This window comes from Leuconostoc gelidum subsp. gelidum KCTC 3527 (genome assembly GCF_000166715.1).
Taxonomy (GTDB): Bacteria; Bacillota; Bacilli; order Lactobacillales; family Lactobacillaceae; genus Leuconostoc; species Leuconostoc gelidum.
In genome coordinates, this window is sequence record NZ_AEMI01000036.1 from 204,877 (window position 1) to 229,187 (window position 24,311).

General features: G+C 34.3%; 21 protein-coding genes and 3 pseudogenes. 20 read left to right on the forward strand and 4 right to left on the reverse strand.

Translation table 11 applies throughout. From position 1 onward, the window contains the following. Positions 1 to 110 precede the first annotated feature (110 nt). The 3 genes from EUI_RS0108775 to spxB all read left to right on the forward strand — a co-directional run bounded on the left by EUI_RS0108775 (position 111) and on the right by spxB (position 3,234). Positions 111 to 518: a CidA/LrgA family protein gene (locus tag EUI_RS0108775; protein ID WP_010687810.1), complete on the forward strand. Its 408-nt coding sequence runs from the start codon at positions 111 to 113 to the stop codon at positions 516 to 518. 18 nt (positions 519 to 536) lie between these two features. Further along, on the forward strand, positions 537 to 1,283 hold the full coding sequence (locus EUI_RS0108780) for an LrgB family protein (protein ID WP_010687811.1): 747 nt from the start codon (positions 537 to 539) through the stop codon (positions 1,281 to 1,283). Between the two features lie 130 nt (positions 1,284 to 1,413). Then, positions 1,414 to 3,234: a pyruvate oxidase gene (spxB, locus tag EUI_RS0108785; RefSeq protein ID WP_010687812.1), complete on the forward strand. Its 1,821-nt coding sequence runs from the start codon at positions 1,414 to 1,416 to the stop codon at positions 3,232 to 3,234. A 236-nt stretch (positions 3,235 to 3,470) separates the two neighbouring features. Here spxB and EUI_RS0108790 read toward each other — a convergent pair whose 3' ends face one another. Together EUI_RS0108790 and EUI_RS0108795 are read right to left on the reverse strand one after the other, a co-directional pair. After that, positions 3,471 to 4,421 carry a multidrug resistance efflux transporter family protein gene (locus tag EUI_RS0108790; protein WP_010687813.1) on the reverse strand — a complete coding sequence of 317 codons (951 nt, stop codon included), beginning with the start codon at positions 4,419 to 4,421 and terminating at the stop codon, positions 3,471 to 3,473. A gap of 15 nt (positions 4,422 to 4,436) precedes the next feature. After that, positions 4,437 to 4,991, reverse strand: coding sequence for a helix-turn-helix domain-containing protein (locus EUI_RS0108795; protein ID WP_010687814.1), 555 nt, complete (start codon positions 4,989 to 4,991; stop codon positions 4,437 to 4,439). A 410-nt stretch (positions 4,992 to 5,401) separates the two neighbouring features. Here EUI_RS0108795 and EUI_RS0108800 point away from each other — a divergent pair, with 410 nt between their 5' ends. The 10 genes and pseudogenes from EUI_RS0108800 (at position 5,402) to EUI_RS0108845 (ending at position 16,727) form a co-directional block, all read left to right on the forward strand. Then, positions 5,402 to 6,922, forward strand: coding sequence for a ClC family H(+)/Cl(-) exchange transporter (locus tag EUI_RS0108800; RefSeq protein WP_010687815.1), 1,521 nt, complete (start codon positions 5,402 to 5,404; stop codon positions 6,920 to 6,922). Positions 6,923 to 7,088: 166 nt separating this feature from the next. Then, the gene (locus tag EUI_RS0108805; protein WP_010687816.1) at positions 7,089 to 7,454 is read left to right on the forward strand and encodes a TetR/AcrR family transcriptional regulator; all 366 of its coding nucleotides are present in this window, start codon (positions 7,089 to 7,091) and stop codon (positions 7,452 to 7,454) included. A 10-nt stretch (positions 7,455 to 7,464) separates the two neighbouring features. Beyond that, positions 7,465 to 7,815, forward strand: coding sequence for a hypothetical protein (locus EUI_RS0108810; RefSeq protein ID WP_010687817.1), 351 nt, complete (start codon positions 7,465 to 7,467; stop codon positions 7,813 to 7,815). A 161-nt stretch (positions 7,816 to 7,976) separates the two neighbouring features. After that, complete coding sequence (locus EUI_RS0108815; protein ID WP_010687818.1) at positions 7,977 to 8,609, forward strand: YczE/YyaS/YitT family protein; 633 nt, start codon at positions 7,977 to 7,979, stop codon at positions 8,607 to 8,609. Positions 8,610 to 9,049: 440 nt separating this feature from the next. Continuing rightward, positions 9,050 to 10,804 (forward strand): LysM peptidoglycan-binding domain-containing protein, encoded by a 1,755-nt coding sequence (locus tag EUI_RS0108820; protein ID WP_010687819.1) that lies wholly within the window; start codon positions 9,050 to 9,052, stop codon positions 10,802 to 10,804. 128 nt (positions 10,805 to 10,932) lie between these two features. Next, a pseudogene (locus EUI_RS10165) lies at positions 10,933 to 11,783 on the forward strand (PhzF family phenazine biosynthesis protein). Positions 11,784 to 11,916: 133 nt separating this feature from the next. After that, positions 11,917 to 12,720, forward strand: coding sequence for an alpha/beta fold hydrolase (locus EUI_RS0108830; RefSeq protein ID WP_010687820.1), 804 nt, complete (start codon positions 11,917 to 11,919; stop codon positions 12,718 to 12,720). 498 nt (positions 12,721 to 13,218) lie between these two features. Further along, a complete protein-coding gene (locus EUI_RS0108835; RefSeq protein ID WP_010687821.1) occupies positions 13,219 to 13,650 on the forward strand; it encodes a MarR family winged helix-turn-helix transcriptional regulator in 432 nt (143 codons plus the stop codon). Then, the gene (locus tag EUI_RS0108840; RefSeq protein WP_010687822.1) at positions 13,640 to 15,898 is read left to right on the forward strand and encodes an ATP-binding cassette domain-containing protein; all 2,259 of its coding nucleotides are present in this window, start codon (positions 13,640 to 13,642) and stop codon (positions 15,896 to 15,898) included. Before EUI_RS0108835 ends, EUI_RS0108840 begins: the two co-directional genes overlap by 11 nt. A gap of 646 nt (positions 15,899 to 16,544) precedes the next feature. After that, on the forward strand, positions 16,545 to 16,727 hold the full coding sequence (locus EUI_RS0108845) for a hypothetical protein (protein WP_224147596.1): 183 nt from the start codon (positions 16,545 to 16,547) through the stop codon (positions 16,725 to 16,727). Positions 16,728 to 16,801: 74 nt separating this feature from the next. Here the strand turns inward: EUI_RS0108845 and EUI_RS0108850 are convergent, their stop codons facing one another. Further along, entirely contained in the window at positions 16,802 to 17,326 is a 525-nt protein-coding gene (locus EUI_RS0108850; RefSeq protein ID WP_010687824.1) for an HAD-IIIA family hydrolase, read from the reverse strand. 199 nt (positions 17,327 to 17,525) lie between these two features. Between EUI_RS0108850 and EUI_RS10525 the strand changes: the two are divergent. The 3 genes and pseudogenes from EUI_RS10525 to EUI_RS10170 form a co-directional block, all read left to right on the forward strand. Beyond that, positions 17,526 to 17,806 (forward strand): annotated as a pseudogene (locus EUI_RS10525) (IS30 family transposase); the annotation flags it as partial. Between the two features lie 141 nt (positions 17,807 to 17,947). Next, entirely contained in the window at positions 17,948 to 18,751 is an 804-nt protein-coding gene (locus EUI_RS0108855; protein ID WP_010687825.1) for an isocitrate lyase/phosphoenolpyruvate mutase family protein, read from the forward strand. Between the two features lie 4 nt (positions 18,752 to 18,755). Next, a pseudogene (locus EUI_RS10170) lies at positions 18,756 to 19,798 on the forward strand (bifunctional transcriptional activator/DNA repair enzyme AdaA). 418 nt (positions 19,799 to 20,216) lie between these two features. Here EUI_RS10170 and EUI_RS0108865 read toward each other — a convergent pair. Then, positions 20,217 to 20,855: a CatB-related O-acetyltransferase gene (locus EUI_RS0108865; protein ID WP_010687826.1), complete on the reverse strand. Its 639-nt coding sequence runs from the start codon at positions 20,853 to 20,855 to the stop codon at positions 20,217 to 20,219. A gap of 361 nt (positions 20,856 to 21,216) precedes the next feature. Between EUI_RS0108865 and EUI_RS0108870 the strand changes: the two genes are divergently transcribed. The 4 genes from EUI_RS0108870 to EUI_RS0108890 all read left to right on the forward strand — a co-directional run. Next, positions 21,217 to 22,530 carry a Y-family DNA polymerase gene (locus tag EUI_RS0108870; RefSeq protein ID WP_010687827.1) on the forward strand — a complete coding sequence of 438 codons (1,314 nt, stop codon included), beginning with the start codon at positions 21,217 to 21,219 and terminating at the stop codon, positions 22,528 to 22,530. After that, positions 22,523 to 22,897 (forward strand): hypothetical protein, encoded by a 375-nt coding sequence (locus EUI_RS0108875; RefSeq protein WP_010687828.1) that lies wholly within the window; start codon positions 22,523 to 22,525, stop codon positions 22,895 to 22,897. The genes EUI_RS0108870 and EUI_RS0108875 overlap by 8 nt, the downstream gene beginning before the upstream one ends. Beyond that, on the forward strand, positions 22,884 to 23,135 hold the full coding sequence (locus EUI_RS0108880) for a hypothetical protein (RefSeq protein ID WP_010687829.1): 252 nt from the start codon (positions 22,884 to 22,886) through the stop codon (positions 23,133 to 23,135). Before EUI_RS0108875 ends, EUI_RS0108880 begins: the two co-directional genes overlap by 14 nt. Before the next feature lie 273 nt (positions 23,136 to 23,408). Further along, positions 23,409 to 24,311, forward strand: a 903-nt coding sequence (locus EUI_RS0108890) for a KxYKxGKxW signal peptide domain-containing protein (RefSeq protein ID WP_010687830.1), incomplete at its 3' end; no start/stop codon positions are given.

Sequence of the window (24,311 nt, forward strand, 5' to 3'; positions counted from 1 at the left end):
TCAGGGGTAGAGCTACTTTAGCGCCAGAAACTAATTTGCAATGTACGAGTGATAGTGTAAAATTAAGATATAATGTAAACGCTTACAATAATGAACAGGAGTATCTTGCTATGGAAAATAATCACAAAAAAGAAGCTGCGCCACTATTAACGCAATTCCTTATTTTTAGCACTATTTTATTAGTAGCCAATATCTTATCAATCGGAATTTCATTAATGTGGTCTGAATTTCCAGTGCCCACACCATTAATTGGTTTGATATTGTTGTTCATGGCGCTTGTCAGTGGACTTGTTAAATTAGAACAAGTAGAAAGCCTATCGACAAACTTAATCGGTTTAATTGGATTGTTATTTGTACCTTCTGGTATTTCACTTGCTAGTTCGCTGGATTTATTTAAACAAGAGGGCATTAAAATTATCGTGGTCGTTATTATTTCAACTGTCGTCCTTTTGTTGTCAATTGCTTACACATCACAACTAGTGGCGAAAATTAATGATAAATTACACCATAAATCATAGGTGGATAGGAGTAAGAATATGTTATCTTTTTTAAGCACACCGTTTTGGGGCATTTTTTTAACAATTATCGTTTATTGGATTGGTCAACAACTGTTCAAGAAATTTCCGATTTTTATCTTTCAACCTTTGTTTATTGGAATGGTACTAGGTATTTTAGTCTTGATTGGTTTATCAGGTCTATTGCGTCAACCTATCGTGTCACTTTATAAACAGTATAAAGTTGGCGGAGATTTAATTTTTTGGTTCTTAAGTCCAGCAACTATGGCATTTGCAGTTCCACTTTACAAACGTCGTGATTTGGTGAAACGTTATTGGTTACGAATTTTTACTTCTCTATTCGTTGGATTGACCATAGCATTATTTATTATTTTTGCCATTTCTCGCCTGTTTGGGTTATCCAAAATTGCAACAATTGCTATGCTACCACAAGCCGCAACGACTGCAATCGCCTTACCAATTTCGTCTGTCATTGCTGGTGGCGGTCAATTAGGTACAACTGCTTCATCAATTACAGCGATGGCAGTTATTGTCAATGCTGTTGTAATCTATGCTTTAGGTAGCCAAATTGTTAGATGGTTTAGATTAGATAAAGATCCGATGGGATTAGGACTGGCGTTTGGTACTGCTGGACATGCCATTGGTTCAGCAAAAGCCATAGAAATTGGTGAGGTAGAGGGTGCTATGGCGTCTATATCAATGGTGGTTATTGGGTTAATTGTTGATTTAATTGTACCAACATTTGCTAAATTAATGGGACTTATGTAGTTTAAATCATAACAGATTCAAATAATTAACTGAGTGACTTGATTTTGTGAATTATTTGAGATAAAATTTTATTTATCGCTATGAAAGCGCTTTCATGAACAGCGCTTTTTCATTTAGGAGGAAATATCAGATGTCAGATAAAAAAATATCAGCTGGGTTAGCAGCTTTGAAAGTTATGGAAGGATGGGGTGTTCACACAATATATGGGATTCCTTCCGGAACATTGAGTGGTTTGATGGATGCGATGGGACATCCTGAAAATAATATCAAATTCTTGCAAGTGAAACATGAAGAAGTCGCTGCTATGGCTGCCGTCATGCAATGGAAATTTGGCGGTAAGTTGGGTGTTGCCGTCGGATCAGGTGGACCTGGTGCGACGCATTTGATTAACGGTCTATATGATGCAGCAATGGATAATACACCAGTATTGGCCATTTTAGGATCAAAGCCAGTGCGAGAGTTGAATATGGATTCGTTCCAAGAGTTGAATCAGAACCCAATGTATGAAAACATTGCCGTTTATAATCGTCGTGTGGCTACTGCGGAACAATTACCTCACTTGGTTGATGATGCAATCCGAACAGCAATTGCGAAACGTGGTGTTGCCGTTCTTGAAGTACCTGCTGATTTTGGATTTTCAGAAATTGATGCTAATTCAATTTATTCATCACCATTATATTCGTCAGGTTTGAAGTATAAAGAATATAAGTCGGCTCCTGTTGACGCAACAGACATCGATGAAGCTGTTGTGTTGTTGAACCAAGCAAAGCGTCCAGTAATTTATGCTGGTGTCGGCACGATGGGTCACGGTTCAGCAGTCCAAGAGTTGGCACACAAGATTAAGGCACCAATTATCACAACTGGTAAGAACTTCGAGACTTTCGAATGGGATTTTGAAGCTTTCACTGGATCGACATTCCGAGTTGGTTGGAAGCCAGCTAACGAAGCTGTTCTTGAAGCAGACACTGTATTGTTTGTCGGAACAAATTTCCCATTCTCAGAGGTTGAAGGTACATTCCGTCATGTTGATAAGTTTATTCAAATCGACAATAATCCTGCAATGTTAGGCAAACGTCACCAAACTGATGTTGCTATTCTAGGTGATGCGGGTGAAGCGATTGATGAAATACTTGCCAAAGTTTCCCCAATTACAGAATCAGCGTGGTGGCAGGCTAACGTTAAAAACGTGCAAAACTGGCGTGATTACATGAACAAACTTGAACAAAAAACTGAAGGGGACCTTCAAGCTTATCAAGTTTACAATGCCATTAACAAGTATGCAGCGGAAGATGCTATCTTTTCAACTGATGTTGGTAACGTGACACAAATGTCAATTCGTCACCTGCACATGACACCTAAGAATATGTGGCGCACATCACCATTGTTTGCAACAATGGGTATTGGTTTGCCAGGAGGTATTGGCGCTAAGAATACTTATCCAGATCGTCAAGTTTGGAACTTAATGGGTGATGGTGCCTTTTCAATGACGTATCCAGATGTTGTCACAAACGTCCGGTATGACTTACCAGTCATCAACGTTGTTTTCACAAATACCGAATATGGTTTCATCAAGAACAAGTACGAAGACACAAATACGTATAATTTTGGCGTTGACTTTACTGATGTTGATTATGCTAAAATTGCTGAAGCACAGGGTGCTATTGGTTTGACTGTCAGCCGTATTGAAGATATTGACCATATTATGAAAGAGGCAGTCGACTACTATAACCAAGGACGTGTTGTTGTTATTGATGCAAAGATCACTAAGGATCGTCCAATACCTGTAGAAACATTGAAGGTGGATACAAGCTTGTACAGTGAAGACGTTGTTAATGCTTATAAAGAAAGATATGAAGCACAAGAATTAGTGCCATTCCGTGAATTCCTTGAGGATGGGGGATTAACGTCAACATACATTAAAGAAACTAGTGATAACAAGTATAGTTTCTAAACAAAACGCGATCCAAAATATTTTGGATCGCGTTTTATTATGAATATTAAAGGTATTTTGTAAAATGTATTGTTTGTCTGGCTGTTATTCATATTAATTTACCAATAAGAGGGGATCTTATTTCAACATTACTGACGTCTTAGATTGTATTGTATAGCTTAATAAATAGTCATGAGAATTATCTGTTTTTCAATCTACCGAACAATTAAAAAGGCTAAATAATGTTAATTACTACGCTACCGATTCATATTACCGCCATAAATACCAAGAATAATAATAACTACACCAAGGACTATAACAAAGTTTGGCAAACTATTGCCTAAAATTATAATCCCTAGCAATATTGAAAATATGATTTCCATTGATTGGGTCGATTCAATATTGGCTAGTTTTTTCATATCAGTCATGACTAGTGAAGTTGCGTGAAAGAATAGGCCTGTTGCTATCACACCGGAAAAAAGAGCGACTAGAAATGTTGCTTCCACTTGACCAAAAGATGGCCCACCGAACTTAATATAAGTCCCTACAGATAGGCATAACCATGTGGGGTAGGTACAAACTAGCATACCAAATAATCTTTCGAACCCATTTAGAGAAGCACTGACAGGCATCACCATCCTATTACCCATCGGATAACTGATAGCAGCGACAAACATCATAACTAGCGCAATACCGAAGTTTGGGATCACACCGTCAACCATTAAATAGTTTAATACAGTTAAAGCGACACCAATAAGTATTAAAAATAACCATGGCAAAATTGATAGCGGTATTTTTTGTCGAGGAATTCTGTACGCGCTGTTTTTTGTCGTATTAATTAGGGGTGAAATAAGAACACCTAGCACGATAGTGATTTGCCACATACTTGCAGTGAGCCAACCTGGGAATATACTATTAGCAAAACAAAGCGGCACGTAAAACAAAACGAAGCACAGATGACTGCCAATAAACCACTTCATTTTGTTTGATTTGATGAGTCGAATGACGTGGTTTATTGAGAAACTATTACTAAATAAAAAGCGAATCAGTAAGAGTAGTGGCATCATCCATAAGTATCTCAGTATTGCAGACCAAATCCATGATCCAGTACTTTTTGCCATCAATTCATTCAGAACGAAAGTCAAAGAAAAGAAAAATGCCGACACAATACCAATAAAATTAGGTGCCTTTAATACTCTAGTAATCATTATAAATACCTCGCTTTATAGCGTATTTTCATACAGCATAATACAATAGAATTCACAGTCGTCTGATTCTTGATTGATATATTGATGTCCAACTTGTGCATTAAATTTAGCTAGTTCTCCCACATGAATCATATGGCTTACATTTTCAACAACGATTGTTAATGCACCCCTTGTTACGATTAACATTTCAATTGTATTGTTAACATGCGGTTCTGAATATCTTTCTGCTTGGCTACTAAGTGAAATCTTGAAAGTTTCGAAATTATCATTTACAGAGGTATTAAATGTTGTTTGAATCGTGACACCTATATTCTCGGTATCAATCATATGTAAATCGGATTGCGTGACGAGCTCAAAATCAATACCTGCCTTTGAAAAAAAATAATTAATCGGAATACCAAGACCACTCGAAATTTTCCAAAGATTATCAATTGATGGTGAAGTTTTGCCAGTTTCAATATTATGCAGCGTTGGTTTACTGACACCGGTCATTTCAGCAACATTATCTAAAGTCATATTTTTTTCGATACGTACCTTTTTCAAGTTTTCTCCGACTAGTTTTCCAATCATTAGCGCCCCTTTTTATTTACTTTATGAAATTAAATTTAATATAATGAATTATACACACTAAAATTATTTTTTACAAGTTTTTTTATGCAGTAGATTGCAATAATTAATCAAACACGACGTGTTGTTGAAAGACTTTTCGTGATGATTACCAAATAAGGTTTTTCAGTAGGCTAGTATTTATTCAAGCTGGCGTTATTTTAGAATACAACGCCTCACAATAGCTTTATTTTGATCAGACCATGAAGTTAAGCATTTTGTTGCGCTAGCTGGTCTACGATATGGACATTGTAAGGTATTGTGCGTTTAATTTTATGAGCAATTGTTGATGGCGAACGACCAAGAAAGCGATCAATGGCACGAATATAAGAATGAAGTTGAAGTAATGTCTCATTTTGTTGTAAACTAATGCTATGCTAAAAAAAAGACTTCATCTTAATAATTCTAAAATTTCCATTGTTTTTTACGGCACAATTATCGGTTTTTTAACAGGATTAGTGGTTAGTTTATTTAGATTGTCGATTGAGAAATCCTTATCATATTTTCAGTCTTTATACGTGGCTATTGGTCACGGCAATGTTCAAGCGTTAATCATTGTTATTATATTAAATGTGTTGTGTTTATTTTTCGTATCCTGGCTGTTAAAAAAGGAACCAAATATTTCTGGTTCTGGTATACCGCAAGTCGAAGGTCTCTTAATGGGTGAGTTGACTGTCAATTGGTGGTCTACGCTTTGGCGTAAATTTGTGGCAGGTATTCTTGCTATTGGTAGTGGTTTAATGTTAGGGCGAGAGGGGCCTTCCATTCAATTAGGTGCATCAATCGGGCAGGGTATTGCTAAATATCGGCAATTAAGCCACAATAAATCAAAAAGTTTGATTGCAAGTGGCGCGGCCGCAGGTTTATCCGCTGCATTTAATGCACCACTAGCCGGTGTAATGTTTGTATTAGAGGAAGTTTATCACAGCATATCACCGTTTGTTTGGGTGGGTGCATTGACTGGCGCAACAGTTGCTGATTTTGTTTCAACAGTTATGTTTGGCCAAACACCAGTTTTAGCTGTTGGTCATTTAAATATTTTCCCCGTGAGATTATACTGGTTACTGTTAATATTTGGTGTAGTATTAGGTTTGTTTGGATTTTTATATCAAAAAATATTGTTGTTTAGTTTGGCAACGTACGCTAGACTAACAATACCAAAGTATTTGTATGGTATCATACCTTTCATTTTATTAATGCCAGTTGGGATTATTTGGCCAAATCTACTAGGTGGTGGTAACAGTCTTATTTTATCTCTAAAAGACACACCACTGAATATTAAAGTGCTTTTGGTGATGCTGATGGTACGATTTATTTTTTCCATGATTAGTTATGGATCTGGGCTACCAGGTGGTATATTTTTACCTATTTTAACGTTAGGCGCATTGAGTGGTGCGCTGATTGCCGATTTGTTTGTGTATTTTAATCTTATGCCTATGTCCTATATTTTGAATTTTGTTGTTATTGGTATGGCTGGTTATTTTGCTTGCATTGGTAAAGCGCCATTCACAGCAATCATTCTTATTATTGAAATGGTGGGCAGTATAACTCATATCTTGCCTTTAGCATTAGTCTGTTTGATTTCGTATTTAATCGTTGATTTACTCAATGGTGCTCCAATCTATGAATCTCTGCTGGAAAGATTACTGAAAAGAAGCAAGCGAGGGATGACGTCATCTGCCATGACCACCATAGAAATATCAGTTTTAGCAGGTGGAGTAATGGAGGATCAACAAATACGAGACTTGAAATTAGTGCCTAATAGCTTAATTACATTGGTTAAAAGGTCTGATAATTTATTAATACCGAAAGGTGATTTAGTTTTACGCGCTGGCGATATTATTGACATCAGGATGAGTCAAAGTGATTCAAAAGCTTTCAGGGGTCAATTCTAACTATCATAACTCATTGAATATGGAAAATGTGCGATTGATACATTCCCTTATGAAAACAGGTTTATTATTTAAACTGTTTTCATAAGGGAGTTTTTATTTTTTCAAATCATGGGAAACACAATTATATTTATTTGACTAAACAGTCAAATAAATATATACTTTGTTTATGGGTAAAAATAAAAGTTTTAACACGGATGAAGTTCTAATAAAAATTGCTCAGTTATTCGTGAGTCGAGGGTACAACGGCACGTCGCTAGATGACATTGTTGAGAAAACTGGTCTTCTCAGAGGAAGTCTGTATGGGACTTTCGGAAGTAAACTTGGCATGTTTGTCGCCACACTGGAACTATGTTTAAAAGAAGGAGAAGATGATTTGAAATGGGGATTACTGATAGTAGCGATGCTAGAAGTAACGGCACGAAATAAAAAAGTTTTTGACATAGTTGAAGAGTGGTATTTAGACAACCAGCACGAAGAAATTGCCAAACAACTGGGGTTTGTGCTGTTAAAAAATAGTGGAATAATGAAATGAGGTAAAGATAATGGAAAATAAAATCGAGATAACCAATCAAATGTTAATTGTCATCCCGCAAGGTCTAGATAAAATAGCATCGTTCAAATCAAAACTCGAAATTCCTTTGCAAAATGTAGTTGGTGCTTCAATTGATGTGGGTATATTAAATGAAAATAAGGGATTTCGAAATCTTGGAACTGCTTTACCGGGATACTGGGCTGGTAGTTATGATAAAAATGGTGAAAAAAGTTTTTTCAACATAAAAAAAGGGGCTAAACCAATCGTGATTCAGTTGCGCAACGAAAAATTTAACCGCTTGATTCTAGGAGCAGACAATGCTGAAAAAATTGTCGACGCAATCAACAACAACATAAAATAATCACTTGTTTTATCTGCTGAAAGACGAATAACTTAAGGCTAAAGTGGCTAAACGCTGTTGTGAAATGGCAAGTAGCCTTTTTCAATAACGATATAATTTATTGACAATTCTGATTACAACATTTATAATTTACCTACAAATAGTAAGTTAAGGGGAAGAATTTGTTCAATAAAAAATTTGGGGTGTTTTCTCTTCGTCTTGTTTTATCTATTGTCGGAACTGTTATAATTGCATTTGGTATTGTCTTATTTCGTTTGGCGAACATAGGCATTGATCCCGCTACGGCAGCAGATGTTGGTATATCAGATACATGCCATTGGAACTTAGGAAATTATCAATTGGCGTTTAATGCATTGCTGTTTTTAGGCGTGCTGTTCTTTGATAAAACGCAATTTGGTATTGGCACTTTAATCAATATGTCCTTACCTGGATACATTATCGCTTATTTCACACCGAAACTGGCGCGTATAACTATGTATTGGTTTGGAAATTTTTCTTATTTTGAAAACATATTTTTATTTGTTATTGGCATGCTTCTGTTTTCACTGGGAATTGGCATATACACGAGCGTCAATCTAGGCGTTTCTCCATACGATGCAATCGCGCCATTGTTTAGTAAGAAAAAATGGGCCAGTTACCGCCTGACAAGATCTGTTCAAGATTTGTTGTTTTTTGTATTAGCTATTATATTTGGTGGACCGCTTGGCATAGGAACGTTTTTAATTGCCACGTTAACTGGCTATATTGTGCAATATTGGCGTCAGTTATTCAAAAAAATAAAACGCAATATATAATTTAAAAAATGTAAAAAAACGCATAGCTGTAGCAGCTATGCGTTTTATAATTTTAAAAATTGTCGATACTTAATCATTAAAAATGATACAAAATTTTTCTGGTAGTAATTGTTCATTTAATCATCTGATTGTAGTTATTTTTTCATATGCTACCACTGAAAATCATAAATTAATTGACTTTCAGAAGTTAACTAAAAAACGAGTGACATTTAGTTGGGGATGGATTGTATAGTGAGTCATACTGAAAACATGATCAGCCAACATGAAATTTTAAATCATTTGGCAAAAATTCTGCAAAGGATAACTAATAAAGGATCAAAAAAATTTAAATCATGGCATATTATCGAAAAGTTTATTTTAATCTTCTTAAGTGTTTCTTAACAATCTTACGAAATATGTTATAATTTACTTATCTGTTGATTTTGAAAGTGAGAGAATATATGAAAAAATATTTGTTAGTGACTGCAGTTGCAGCATCAGTTGTGGGTGGGCAGGTAGTTGAAGTTTCTGCGAGTACCACATACAATGTTAAACCTGGGGATACATTGTATGTCATTGCATTAAAAAATAATTTGAGCGTCAGTGAGATTAAATTAGCCAATCACTTGAACTCCGATACCATTTATTCTGGTCAAAAGCTAGTATTAGGCAAAACAACATCATCTAGTACGACCACATCTACAAAAACTACGACAAAGTCGAATAATACATATACCGTTAAATCTGGTGATACATTATCAAAAATTGCTTCAAATCATAATATGAGCCTTTCTCAAATTGCTACTTTGAATCAAATTAGCAATGTTAACGTCCTTCGTGTTGGACAAGTCCTAAAGATATCTGGAACGAGCATTACCACGAATCAAAGCAATGCCAAAACAAACAGTCCGGAAATCACCACAAGTACAGCAACCTATACGGTGAAATCCAGTGATACGCTATCAAAAATTGCTAGTTCAAATAAAATGACGTTAGCACAACTGGCTTCGTTAAATAAAATAACAAATGTGAACATGATTCGAGTTGGGCAAGTATTGAAAGTGACACGAACAAGCAGTGCAGTACAACCCGTAAAGTCTACTACGACAACAACAGCTAAGGCGAATACAGCGTCATATACTGTTAAGTCAGGTGATACCCTATCCACAATAGCTGCAAACCATAATATGAGTCTTGTTCAAATTGCGGTTTTAAACAAAATTACTAATCTCAATGCTATTCATATTGGACAGATTTTAAAAGTTTCTAGTACTATCGCTAGTACAAGTCAGTCAGCACCGGCGGCTTCTAAGCCAATGACCAGCACCAGTACAACATATGCGGTTAAATATGGAGATACGCTTACTGTAATTGCAAATAAAAATGTTGTCACACTGTCAAACTTATTATCATGGAATAAATTATCACGTGGTGCCATTATTTATCCCGGACAAAAGTTAACATTGCAACAAGTTACAAATACAACGACATCAAGTACGACAAGCACAACAACAACTTCAAAGCCAACCACGAGTAGTTACAAGATTAATTCTGGAGAAACCTTGTATGGCATCGCTGCAAAATTAGGCATGAACGTTAATACATTATTGACTTTAAATGGTTTGAAGTTGACAAGTACAATTTACGTTGGGCAAGTGTTGAAAATTTCTGGGACAACGACATCAACGGCAACTCCTGTTACATCTGAGATATCAACACCAGCAGCGGGGAATATCTCGACGTCTGGATTGAGTATCTATCAAGCTGCTTGGCTGAAAACGGCTGTGGCAGATGCAAAAATTGCGACAATTGGGACAGGTGTTTTACCTTCTATCACTGTCGCTCAAGCCATTCTTGAAAGTGGTTGGGGACAATCAATTTTAACTTCAGCACCTTACTATAACTTGTTTGGCATTAAACAGGGAACTGGTTGGCAAGGCGCAATTGTTAATATGAAAACTTCTGAGTATGTAAACGGTAAGTGGGTGACGATCTTGGCGCCATTCAGAGCTTATAGTTCACAGATGGCTTCATTTCAGGACCATACGAAATTCTTATTGACGAATAGTCGCTATGCTGGCAATGGTGTGATTAATGCAAAAAATTATGTGAACATGGCAAATGGTTTACAGGCAGCTGGATATGCGACTGATCCGACCTATGCTAGCAGGCTCATTAACTTAGTTGAGCGATATAATTTACAATCATTAGATTAGATTGTATTAACGTAAAAATTGAAGCAAGTTCTCAAATTTCATTCATTAAATCTGTTGTAATTATCCAAATTTATCTGTATAATCACTGAAACAAGTAAATTTATAGATAATCAAAGAGGAAAATAAAAATGGTTGACGTTTATGTTGCAAGTGCTTTTAGCAAGGATAACGTTGGTGGGAACAAAGCTGGACTAGTTTTTGATAGACCTGATTTGAGTGCAGTTCAAAAAATGGCAATTGCAAAAAAATTAGGCTATGCTGAAACTGCGTTTATAACAAGTTCAAGCGTAGCTGATTTTTGTTTAGAATATTTTACACCCACTGAAGAAGTGCCACTTTGTGGTCACGCCACAATAGGCACATTTGCAATTCTGAATTTGTTGAACAAATTATCTAAAAATAATTATACAATAGAAACTAAATCGGGTGTGCTGTCTATTAAAGTTGATTCAGATGGTATGGTATTCATGGAGCAAAATACACCAACTTTTTTAATGAATTATCATTAGATTTATTTAATGACTGTTTAGATGTTAACTCAATCAATGATAAACTACCAATTCAGATTGTATCTACTGGTTTAAGAGACATTATGGTGCCAATAAAATCAACTAAGTATTTACAACAATTAGATCCTAACTTCAATGTTATGACAGAATTGAGTAAAGAACAAAACGTCATTGGTGTCCATGCCTTTGCTCTGGAAGAAGGAAAGGACAACATTACTGCAATTTGTAGAAATTTTGCGCCTCTTTACGACATTGATGAAGAATCTGCAACGGGAACTTCCAACTGTGCGTTAGCTTGTTATCTCTTTAAATATGTTGAAAAAAAATCACAATATATTTTTGAGCAAGGCTATAATCTAAATAGCCCTTCGCGAATAATTGTTAATTTAAAAACGCATGATGATATGATTGATGCAGTTTTTGTTGGAGGTTATGGCTATCTAGTTGAAAAGAAGTCATTATCAGTTTGATTTTTTATATAAATGTTTGATCAAATTTAATTGTTGTGCGGAATTTTTGATTTTGCGCGCTGTGTATTCTAGAATTGTAGGCATATCTACGGTTTGACTTGAATTATTTATATGACATGTATAGGGAAATTTTATGGTACTTAAACAATATAATGATATTCAATACCAGGATTTAGGTGAAGGAGAGCTAATCTTATTTCTTCATGGTTTATTTTTAGATAAAAATTCTACACAAATATTTTTTGAAAAAGATTCACAAATCAGTAATTTCAAGCGTATATATTTGGATCTTCCAGGTATGGGTGATTCGGCGATAATTGAAGAGCCTTCTTCTAACGCAATATTTAAAAAATTAGTTGCATTCATCGATCATATCATCGGAGAAAAGTCATTTATCGTATATGGACATTCGTATGGTGGGTATTTAGCTCAAGCAATTGCTCATCACTACCAGAATCAGGTAAGCGCAATGTTTTTAACTTGTCCTGTAGTAATTGCTGACGATAATTTAAGAATAACTGAAAAGCACAAAAATGAATTTGGCGATGAAATGAAGATTACGACGAATGATGCTTTTTTTTCTGACTTTGAAGCAATGAATGTTATGATCAATGAAACAAGTTGGTTAGCATATCAAGAACTCATTTTACCTGGACTGCAAAAAGCTAATCAGGTATTTATAGGAAAATTGCAAAAAAATAGGTATGGGCTATCTTTTGAAAAAGAATTAGATCATTTTGGTAGTGAAACAAAAATTCAAGTCGTATTGGGAAGATATGATCATGTTGTAGGCTATAAACAACAACTTGCATTATTTGTACAAAAAGAAAATGCCGATATAACATTACTTTCTTCTGCTGGTCACAATATCATGATAGATCAACCCAGCACTATCTATTCTCTATTTAATAAATTAATCAATAACAAAAACCAATAAAAATTGGAGAATTTCTTATTCTTGACTTAAATATAGTGCAGATTGCGAAATTAAATGGCACACTTTGCACAAAAAAGATGCAGAGACTTTGATGGTAATTGTTTAAAACAATCCTAAAGAATCTGCGTTTTATTATCTTATGGACGCTCTGTTATTTTAAAGAAAATACATTGTTGTGTGACAAGAGGATGATCAGTAATTATGAATTAACATCATTGAAACGGGTTTTCTAAAAGACGTAGTCAACACTACGCCTTTTTTCTATGATTTCATTACAGTGTGGATTTTTCACAAATTTAAGGTGTTGGTAGCTTGCATAGTTGAACTGGTGGTCGATTAATTAGTATATTGAAATGAAGATGGTTAATAAAATAGCAGTTGTAGAAATATAAATAATGATTAAAATTTTAGTATTTGAATCATTGTGTTATGAATGGCGAACGCGTATTAATTGATACGTTAACATTAGACAGTTGATTTTTATGGAGAAAACTTGTTATGGACGAAAAATTTAAAATAATATTATCACAATTACAATGTGAATTGGTGGCGGAACGTAATCTTGTCAATCCTGCAGAAATTTCATGGCTACAATATGATATTTTAAGTTTATTGAAGTTAAAACCATTATTGCCAAAAGAACTGAGTAAACATCTTGGTATTACAAAATCAAAACTTTCGAAAAACCTAACAACATTACATGAATTGGGTTATATCAATCAAACACCAGCTCAACTTGATCGCCGCGAAATGATTACTAAGTTGACTGACATAGGAGTTATCTTCCTCTCTGAAACTGATGAAAAACACGATGAATTATTGTCTGATGCTAAGGCTTGTTTTACAAGCGATGAACAGAAATTATTCTCCGAACTGGCTGAAAAATTTGTGTTAGAACTACGAGAAAGAAGGGTACACAGTGGTTCATAGTAATATTATTGTCAAAGGCGCTAAAACCAATAACTTAAAGAATGTGGATGTTAATATTCCAGTAAACAAAATAACCGTTTTAACCGGTGTTTCTGGATCGGGCAAATCTTCTTTAGCATTTGAAACATTAGCAGCAGAAAGTCAGAGAGAAATAAACAAAAATTATAGTGCCTATATTCAACAACTTCTACCTAAATATGCAAAACCAGATATAGATACTATTCAAAATTTGCCCTTTTCTGTGGTTGTTAATCAAAAAGGTATTAGTGGTAACGCACGCTCGACTGTCGGCACCTTTACTGAAATTTATACTGCGTTGCGTCTACTTTTTTCCCGAAAAGCACGACCATTTATTGGTTACTCAATGGCTTATTCATTTAACAATCCGGCCGGTATGTGTCCAAAATGTGAAGGATTGGGGTATATTCAAGAAATAAATATTAATCAGCTTCTTGATAAAAATTTATCACTTAATCAGGGTGCCATTCAATTTTCAACATTTCAGCCTGGTGGCTGGCGATTAACACGCTACACTGAATCTGGTTTTTTTGATAATAATCTTCCTTTGGTAAAGTGGACAAGTGAAGCGCTAAGCTTATTGTTATATGGTGAAGAACAGATTCCTGAAGCACCTACAATTGCATGGCATAAAACGGCCAAGTATCTTGGAATCATACCGCGACTGAAAAAATCTTTTTTTAACCAAGAAAATAGCAAATATAGCAAGGAATTAAACGATGTTACTCAAAAAATTATTTGTCCCGAATGTTATGGGACACGACTGAATGAAGACGCACGAACAGCCCAGTTAAATCACAAAACAATATCAGATTGTAGCGCTTTGCCACTTATTGCCCTTCAAAGATGGTTAGCAGGAGTAAATGATGGCGACGCTCAAATTTTACTGGTGGATTTGAATTTGAAGATTAATAGTCTAATAACTCTTGGGCTCTCGTATCTAAGTCTTGATCGTCGCACAAGTACACTCTCTGGCGGAGAGGCACAACGAATTAAGTTAGCTAATCATCTCAATAGTGCCTTATCAGGCGTTTTATATATTTTTGATGAGCCAAGTGTTGGCCTTCACCCTTATGATTTGATTGGCATAAATAAAATTTTTAAATTACTTACTCGAAAAGGAAACACAGTTGTAGTTGTTGATCATGATCCAGACATCATTAAAATAGCCGATAATATTATTAATTTAGGTGAAGAAGCGGGTGAAAAAGGAGGATATGTGACTTTTCAGGGCACATATGAGAAATTACTTGTCAGTTCAACGGTTACTGGCAAAGCACTAAGACATCCTGGTATAGTTAACAAAAGTGATTTACTAAAAAAACAATTTATTAGATTGAATCATTTGAACTTTCACAATTTAGTAGATATTGATGCTAAAATTCCCAAAAATGCGCTAACAGTAATATCAGGTCCTGCAGGATCAGGGAAAAGCTCGCTTCTCTATGCATTTATCAAAACGCAACCTTCAGTCACAGTATTAGATCAGAAACCTATTCACACGAGTTCCAGATCCAATGTTTTAACATATTTAGGTGAATTTGATAAACTAAGAAAACTATTTTCAAATGCTACCGGATACAAGGAATCCTTGTTTTCTTTCAATGGTAAAGGCGCCTGTCCGGTTTGTAAAGGATTGGGATTTGTTAAGTTAGATCTAGCTTATTTAAGTGATGAGATATCTATTTGTGAAGCTTGTCAAGGCTCACGCTACTCTGACGAAATACTGAACGCTAGCGTAAATGGTTATAACATTCACGAAGTGTTAGAATTTTCTGCGGCTCAGCTATCTCAAGTTTTTCCGGTGTTTGAACATGTAACGGAAAACCTTCAAAATTGTGGACTTGATTATATAAGAGTTGGTCAATCGCTGAATACGCTTTCTGGTGGTGAATTACAGCGTTTAAAGTTAGCTAAGAATCTATTAAAAGACAAAAATAGCATTATTGTATTAGATGAACCAACTAGTGGGTTACACGAGTCAAATATCCAGCAAATCATCGATTTACTTAAAAAATTAGTTGTGAAGCATCATGTCACAATTATCGTAGTTGAGCATAATTTACGCTTTATTAGTCAGGCTGATTGGGTTATTGATATGGGCCCAGGGGCTGGTGAAGATGGTGGTAAAGTGCTTTTTGAAGGAACACCTTTTGAACTAATACACACTGCGCACACGCGTACGTTTATTGCACTAAGAAAATATCATCATAAGTCAACAGTCAATTAATTTAGCTGAAAAAAACTAATATAATGGAATAAGTGTACAGCATAACATAACAACTCATGGGTGCCTTTGATAGATTTATCTTAGGTATTTTGAGTTCGTAGTTTTGTTAATCGAAAAAGTAACCCACTTATATTTAACCAGATAATGATTTTTTAATAAATATTGTTAGCTACTGTCAAAACTGATTTAGTAGGAAGCGTCATGGCTCTTTGTTATATCATAGTACCATTGTTATTTTTTATTAGGCAGATTGCAATAATTAACCGAACACCATATGTTGCTGAAAGATTTGTCTTGGTGATTGACCGTTTCGACTCGCAATCTGATTAGCAATATCGGCGCTATAAAGTGTGACAGGGTTAGATTTGTAGACAATCGTTGCCGGTGAGCGATTAAGGAAACGTGCAATGGCAATACGTTCATGAGATTATAGGCCTAGAAGACATAAGCTGCGGATTTTTTATGTATGGCTGGTTTTAGACAACTACCATTAAAATCTCTGCTTGTGCAAGTGTTCGATTTAATGTTACAATCTGCCATATCTAAATTAATGTTGATAAACGGAAAAACTTTTTTAACAAAAAAGTACATGATAAACAAGGTCACATGATTAAGAACCTAAAACGTGATGTCGATAAAAAGTCATATGACAGTAGTTGAAAATTTAAATAAAATTAAGGAAGATAAGAATCTCAAATCATCGACCGTTAGTATTAATTATTTATCGTACGAACGTCATGCTGAGAAATTACCTGGTTATCATGATGCGATCAATAAGATTTTGATTATGAAAACAATATTGGAGAATAAATATCATAAGTTTACGTAATTGTAAAATAAGTATACTGGTTTTGCAAAGAATTATCGATTCGAATTTCTGAAAGAGTATTTCGCATGTCCTAATTACGCAACTATATAATCAACAGCTGCTTCTAGATTTTTAACTTTGATAACGCCTTCGGTAATATCTTTGTTATTCAATGGAGAATTCAATTCAGATTTTCCTGTAGACACGTGAATTCCCAGTATTTTACAATCTAGAGCCAATTGCATATCAGATGAGTAACGATCACCAATAATAATTGATTGACTATTGTCGAAATCATACTTTGCATGGGCCTGTTCGATTAATCCTTGTTTAGGTTTTCGGCAATTGCAGTTAGTGTTTTCAGAGTGAGGGCAAATAAAAGCATCATCGAAGCCTATTGACAGTAGTGAATTAAAAAAATCATAATAGTTCATTTTCCCATCTTCAATATGCGTTTGATTGGATAGGCCAAATACTTGCATACCATTTGCTTTTAATCTCTTAATGGCGTTAACTGTATAGGGAAATAGTCTGAAATCTTGCAACGACTTGAAATGGCCATTACCACCAATGGTACCATCGCGATCAATAAATATTGTTGTATATTTTATCTTCATCATATGAAATTTCCTCACTGAAATTGAAATGTAGTAATTACTATTATAAGCATATATTATACAATGAAATTTTATTACAAATTTTTTAAGTGACTAGCAGAGTAAAATCAGTTTTAAAAATAAAATAATAAACATATATGTGAAATAATAAATTTAATACAAGAAAATTTAATCTAAACATGAAAATAAGAAAGCATTCTTCATGAATGATGAAACACCAAAAAATTTAAACGTCGGTTACATTTAAATGAAAATCAACGTCACATGATTGAATATTAAAAAATGACTCAATTAGATAAAGCTAGATCACTGGGATATACACTACCATTGATTCTACGTGAATTGCCTCATGGTAATTCACTATATTTTTCATACCTTGATAAACGCACACGATTAAACATGAATATTCATGCTCGCATCAGGTATTCGTACAAAGTGGTGAAATATATCGCTCTGAAGAAATGGATTAGAATGGCTAAGGGTGTCATTTAAAACTATCCTCTAGATACTTGTAACTGGTTAGAGTCCTTGTTGTTTAAAAAAATAGTTGTTCATTTTTCGTATGTATTAATTAAAAAAATTATTTATACTGTACATACCCTATAAAAGAAAAGGAACTTACTAATGAATAACAATGACTTTGCTAAAATGCATAACCCTAACAGACCGCTAACGTTACTGAATGTCTGGAATAGGGATAGTGCAAAAGCATTACAACATGAAAAAATAAAAGTTGTGGCCAGCAGTAGCTATGGCTCTGCAGCAGATAAGAACAAGGAAGATGGACAACAGGTATCTTTAAATGAAAATGTTGGCATTTTTAGCAGTCTAACAGGAGATATGTTCAGGAGTTTAGATTTTGAAGCCGGGTATTCCGATAATTCAAACAGCCTTCAAAGTAACATCAAATATTTGATTAGAAATAAGATTAGTGGAATCAATCTAGAAGATAAACTACCTGGAGAAAATGAACTGCAAGCCATTGAAAAATTTACAGAAAAAATAAATCTAATCAATCATACTGATATCGAAAAAAGTATGTTTGTGAACATTAGGACTGATAGTTTTTTTTCAGGTGATTTAATGATTAAAAATCAAAATAAAGAGTTACTTAAGGAAACAATCGACAGAATCAATCAGTATGAAAAACATGCCATTGATGGTATCTTTATTCCAGGGTTAAAAAACAAAGAATTTATTAGTACAATAGCACGAAATATTTCAGTTCCTTTGAATATTATGCTTGATATTCAATCTGATAAATTGGAAGAATATCTCTCAATAGGGATTTCAAGAATTAGTTTTGGTCCTTCAACTTTTCTGGAATTTAATCATACTAATTTTACGGTTGAAGACTATTTTAAGCAGAAAATTGATCAAATATCATATTTAGAAAACAATAAACTAATTAACTTAGCAAGGGGGTAGATCATTGATTAAGTCTGAAAATCAAAAGCAGATTTACTATAATGCGTTGATAAAAAAAGATACAGAATTTGATGGCGTATTTTTCGCTGGAATTAAGACAACAGGTATATTTTGTCATCCATCATGCACTGCTAGAAAGCCCAAATTCGAAAACTGTGAGTTTTATCAATCAGCTGAGGAGGCATTATTAAGAGGTTATAGACCTTGCAAAGTGTGTCATCCGCTTTCCTATCCACAAGAATTACCTACTGAAGTAAAACTATTAGTTGAAGCTATTGAACAAAATCCTGAAAAAAATGGAAAGATTATGATTTTAAATTGTTAGGAATACATTCGGCAAGTGCTCGCCGAATGTTCAAGAAAATTTATGGTATGACATTTGTTCAGTATGCAAGATCACGACGTATTGGTATTGCATTCAAAGCGATACAGCAAGGTAGTAAAGTAATCGATCAGCAAGTTTCCGCTGGCTTTGAGTCAGCAAGCGGTTTTAATGATGCCTTTACAAAAATAATGGGAAACCCATCCACAAGAATGACAGTAAAATTACTAAACACTAATTTTATCGAAACACCAATAGGTAGAATGATTTCAATAACAGATGATGAATTTTTATATCTTTTAGAATTTGAAAATAGAAGAGGACTTGAAACGGAAATATCTAAGTTGCGTAATAAGCAAAATGCAAGACTAATTTATGGTGCCACAAAAATTAGTGAATTAACCGCTTACCAAATTAATCTATATTTTGACAAAAAATTAAAAAAATTCAATGTACCATTATACTTGGACGGTTCTTTATTTCAAAAAAAGGTTTGGAATATATTACTAACTAGCAAGGCTGGAGATAAACTGACCTATAAAGAAATAGCTACAATACTTGGCGACAGAAACAAATCACAAGCGGTAGGTAATGCCAATGGTGCAAACAAAATTGCAATTATTATTCCTTGCCATAGGGTGATAAATAGTAATGGTCAACTTGGAGGTTACGGAGGTGGTGTCGAACGAAAAAAATATTTATTAAATCTTGAATCTTCAAAGTAAAAATACTGTGATAACTAAATCATAGTATTTTTTAAGTTATTTTATTTGAATTATGCTAACATGAAATCAATTACAAACTAATATTTGTCCAACAAGTCGGCACAATAATAATTATGCTTACGTTGTTAGGACATAGGATGCAATTTATAGGACAACCAAGAAAGTAATCAGTAGAAAATATTAAAAAATGGCTTTTGCAATCAATTGTTCCGAATCCGCTGTTTTAAAGAAAACCGGTCATTGGCACAAACTATTGAAGCAATCGATACAGTGAAATTAGTGCTAAAACATGAAAATTTTATTTTAGTAACGACTAAAAGTATTAATTACACAAGCAATTATAAAATGAGATATTAATTTTGCAAATATCAAAAAAAAGTCTAATTCAAAAATTTTAGATTGGATCTAAATAGATGAATTAAATTAATTCGTCTATTTTTGATTCTATAACATTTGCAGTCATTAAATTGTCAATATTTTTCGTTATCCATGTAATATCTTTGTCCCACCAGGCAAGTTTTTGTAGGCGTTCAATGATAGCGTCTGGAAATCTCTTTCGAATTTTTTTTGCAGGGTTCCCAGCAACAATTGAGTAAGCCGGAATATCACTAGCTACAACACTGTTAGCACCAATGATTGCGCCATTTTCGATGTGAACTCCTGGTAAAATTGTTACATTCTGACCTATCCACACATCGTTTTCTATTATAGTATCTCCTTTGATTGGCAAATCATCAAATGTTGGGAGATGATTAGACCAGTTGTGACCCATGATATAGAAAGGGTAAGATGTCATTCCTTTCATGAGATGATTAGCACCATTCATGATAATCTCAATATTTTCTCCAATTGAACAAAATTTACCGATAATCAATTTATCATTTATAAAATCATAATGGTGAGTGACGTGATCTTCAAATTTTGTCGGTTCTCTGTCTGAAAAATATGTATATATTCCTACTTCAATATTAGGTTTAGTAACAACATTTTTTAAAAAGACAATACTTTTAACATTTTCATCAGGATAAATTTTATCGGGATTAGGGAATTCGGTCATAATCTTGGTCCTCATCTTTATATTAATATTTCATGATTAGTTTAACATTAACAATATTTCAAAAAACGTTATAGATATTTATGCAACTACATACTAAAATATGACAAGCATATCACAGACGTATAGTGATGTGCTTTTTGATTCAATACTTAGCAAGGCGCGTACAAAATTTGGTTGAAAAATTCATAATTGTGATCTTTGTTTATCGTGATTTAATTTTATAGATACAGGATCTAATTTAAGTAATAACAACTTTATCATGCTAAAAACAATTAAGAAAATTAATATATTAAACTATTGCATATAAGAACGTTTGTTCGTATAATGGTAAAATAGATTATATGACAAGGAACAATAAAAAATGGTTGGGCAGAGCTATAATTATAAATATGAAAAACAACGCGTATTCTTTATGATTGATTCAAAAAGCTTTTATGCCAGTGTTGAAAGCGTTGAGCTTGGTTTGAACCCCCTGCGATCAATTTTAGTTGTTATGTCTGAACAAGCCAATACAAATGGTGGTTTGGTTTTAGCAGCTTCACCTATGGCTAAAAAAAAGCTTGGAGCAAGTAACATCATGCGCCAACGTGATTTACCTAGAGATAAAAAATTGATTATTGTACATCCTAGAATGAACCTGTATATTCAAGAAAATTTACGGATTAACAGTATTTATCGTGAATATACCACAGAAGAAAAATTATTGGCGTATTCAATTGATGAGTCATTGTTAGATGTGACGGATACTTGGGCTTTCTTTGGCGATTCACCAGAAATCGTGGCGCGAAAAATTCAAGAACGTGTCCGTAAGGAGACTGGCATTTACCTGACTGTTGGTATTGGCGATTCACCAGTTTTGGCTAAGATTGCTTTAGATATAGAAGCTAAACATGCGCCTAATCTTATGGGCGTTTGGCATTACGCAGATGTCCCTAAAAAATTGTGGCCAATCACGCAATTAAATGATATTTGGAGTATTGGCAAGCGCACAGCACTTAAATTAAATAATATGGGCGTAAATTCCATGTATGATTTGGCTCATCAAGATCCTTATGTTTTCCGTGCTAAAATGGGTATCGTCGGCGAACAACTTTATGCGCTATCATGGGGCATTGATCGCTCTGATTTAACAGAGGTTATTGTCCCTAAAAGTAAATCTTATAGTAATTCGCAAGTATTACCACGCGATTATCATAAGCGTGAAGAAATTGAAATTGTCATTCGTGAAATGGTGGATCAAGTCGCCTCACGTATTCGATTCCATCAAAAACAGGCAACTATAGTGAGTTTATTTATTGGTTATTCGTATGCAGAAAGTGAAAAACAAAGTAGTCATGGTTTTAGAAAACAATTACGGATTGATGCTACTAACGACACGCGAAAATTAATGGAAATTATGATACAGTTATTTGAGCAAAATTGGCATGGCGAAGTTATTCGTCATATTGGCATTGATTATAGTGGGCTAATTGATGCCATGGGTATTCAACTAGACTTATTTAGACAACCAGAACAACAGATTAACACTAATAAAATTGATAAAGTCGTTGATGAGTTACGTCAACGCTTTGGGACAACTGCGATTATGCGTGCCATGTCCAAACTAGAAGGCGGTACAGCGATTGACCGTGCGAATTTAGTGGGTGGCCATAATGGGGGTAACAGCTATGAATGATGATTTTAGCCGATTGGTGACCAACTTCTTCAAAAATGATTATCGTGAGCGTGGCAAAGTCAAGTGGAACGGTTACTTTTTATCTGATCATACATCGTCACTGAAACAAGAAAAACAACAAAGACATCATGTCACGAAAAAAATGGCACAAATGTCCTTATCAGAAATGAAGTCACGCTTACAGTATGCCAGTATTAATTATGAATTGGTTATTGTGCAAGAAAATTACACAGACCAAACAAATCATATGTCATCTAACGTTGTTGGTATAGTTGCTGGTTTTTCTGATCGTGGTGTCATGATTGGCACAGAACATATTTTATTTGAGAACATGTGGGCAGTGAGGTTAAGTCATGACAACAATTGACGACATTATTTTAGAAATCGAACAATTATTTACCAAAAAGCCAAACACGATTTATGAAGTCAAGTTGGTGGATCAAATTTATTCTGGTCAAATCAATATCTACTTTCAATACTATAAGATTGGTTATGCCACAACAGTTCAACAGATTGCGCGATTAGATGGGGAAATTTATCGTGAAAAATTGCCAGAAATTGCGCAAAAAATCAGGCATGTCACAGGACTGACTGTAATACTTTAGATTGAAAAGGAAACGCCTATTATACTTATTTATGATAGTTCTTTTTTGTTTGCTTTGAGTGAACAAACTCAAAGAATTAACATGTTCGTAACCGTTACCTATCGTGATTTAGCTTTGCTGGGAATAGGCTTTACTTTAATTGGACAACAGTTATATCAAGTTAAACGGAAATTAATAGAAATAGCAATGAAAATTAAATTGTACATGAATGGAAAACCGGTTATAATATTAAGATATTAAATTACTGTTGCAATGGAATAATTGGGGGACAAAATGATTAAGGGATATAAATTATATAAAGTTGGTAAGAGGTTAGTCACAGGGGTTGTTTTAACTACTGGTATCATGACTACCTTTGCTATTAACTCGGCAAGTGCAGATACAACGCTAGTATCTGGTTCAGACAGTGCAGTTGTCAAATCGGATACTAACCAATCTGAAAATCAGACAACGACGGCTTTTGGTTCTGTTAATGATTCAGATCAAATAGCAATGCATTCATCAAAAAACTCATCTGATAATATTGATAACAAACTCCCTGATAATAACATAACTACCACGCAAAATTATAAAGATAAGGTACAAGCTGAAAAGCAAACCACATCAAATACTGACGCTACTGTCAGTAATGACAAGGAAACGGCAAAAAATAGTAGTTTATCATCAAGTACAGTTTTGTCCACTGATAGTAATGATAAAGCAACTAACGTGACACCTTCATCAGAGATCAGTACCGTTCAAACATCAGGGAAGACGGATAGTTCCGCACAGGTTCAAACACAAGAACCTGTGAAAAACGGGTGGATCAATAAAAACGGGACAAATCAATTTTATGAAAACGGTAAAATAGTTGTCGGTGAAAAAAATATTGATAATTACTGGTATAATTTTGACAAGCAAGGCAATTATTCAGTTGGACTAACCAATCTTTTATCTAAAACTGTTTATTATGATAACAATGGTCACATGCATTATGGCTATTTAAAAGTTGATCAGACATATATGTATTTTGATGAAAAAGACGGACATGCTGTGACAGGTGAACGTGACTATGGTAATGGCAAAATGCAATATTATGGTCAGGACTTTAAACAAATACAAAACAATTATGTTCGCACAAATGCTAATACCATTTATTTCTTTGGTACCAACGGAGATGCTGTAAAGGGCATTCGT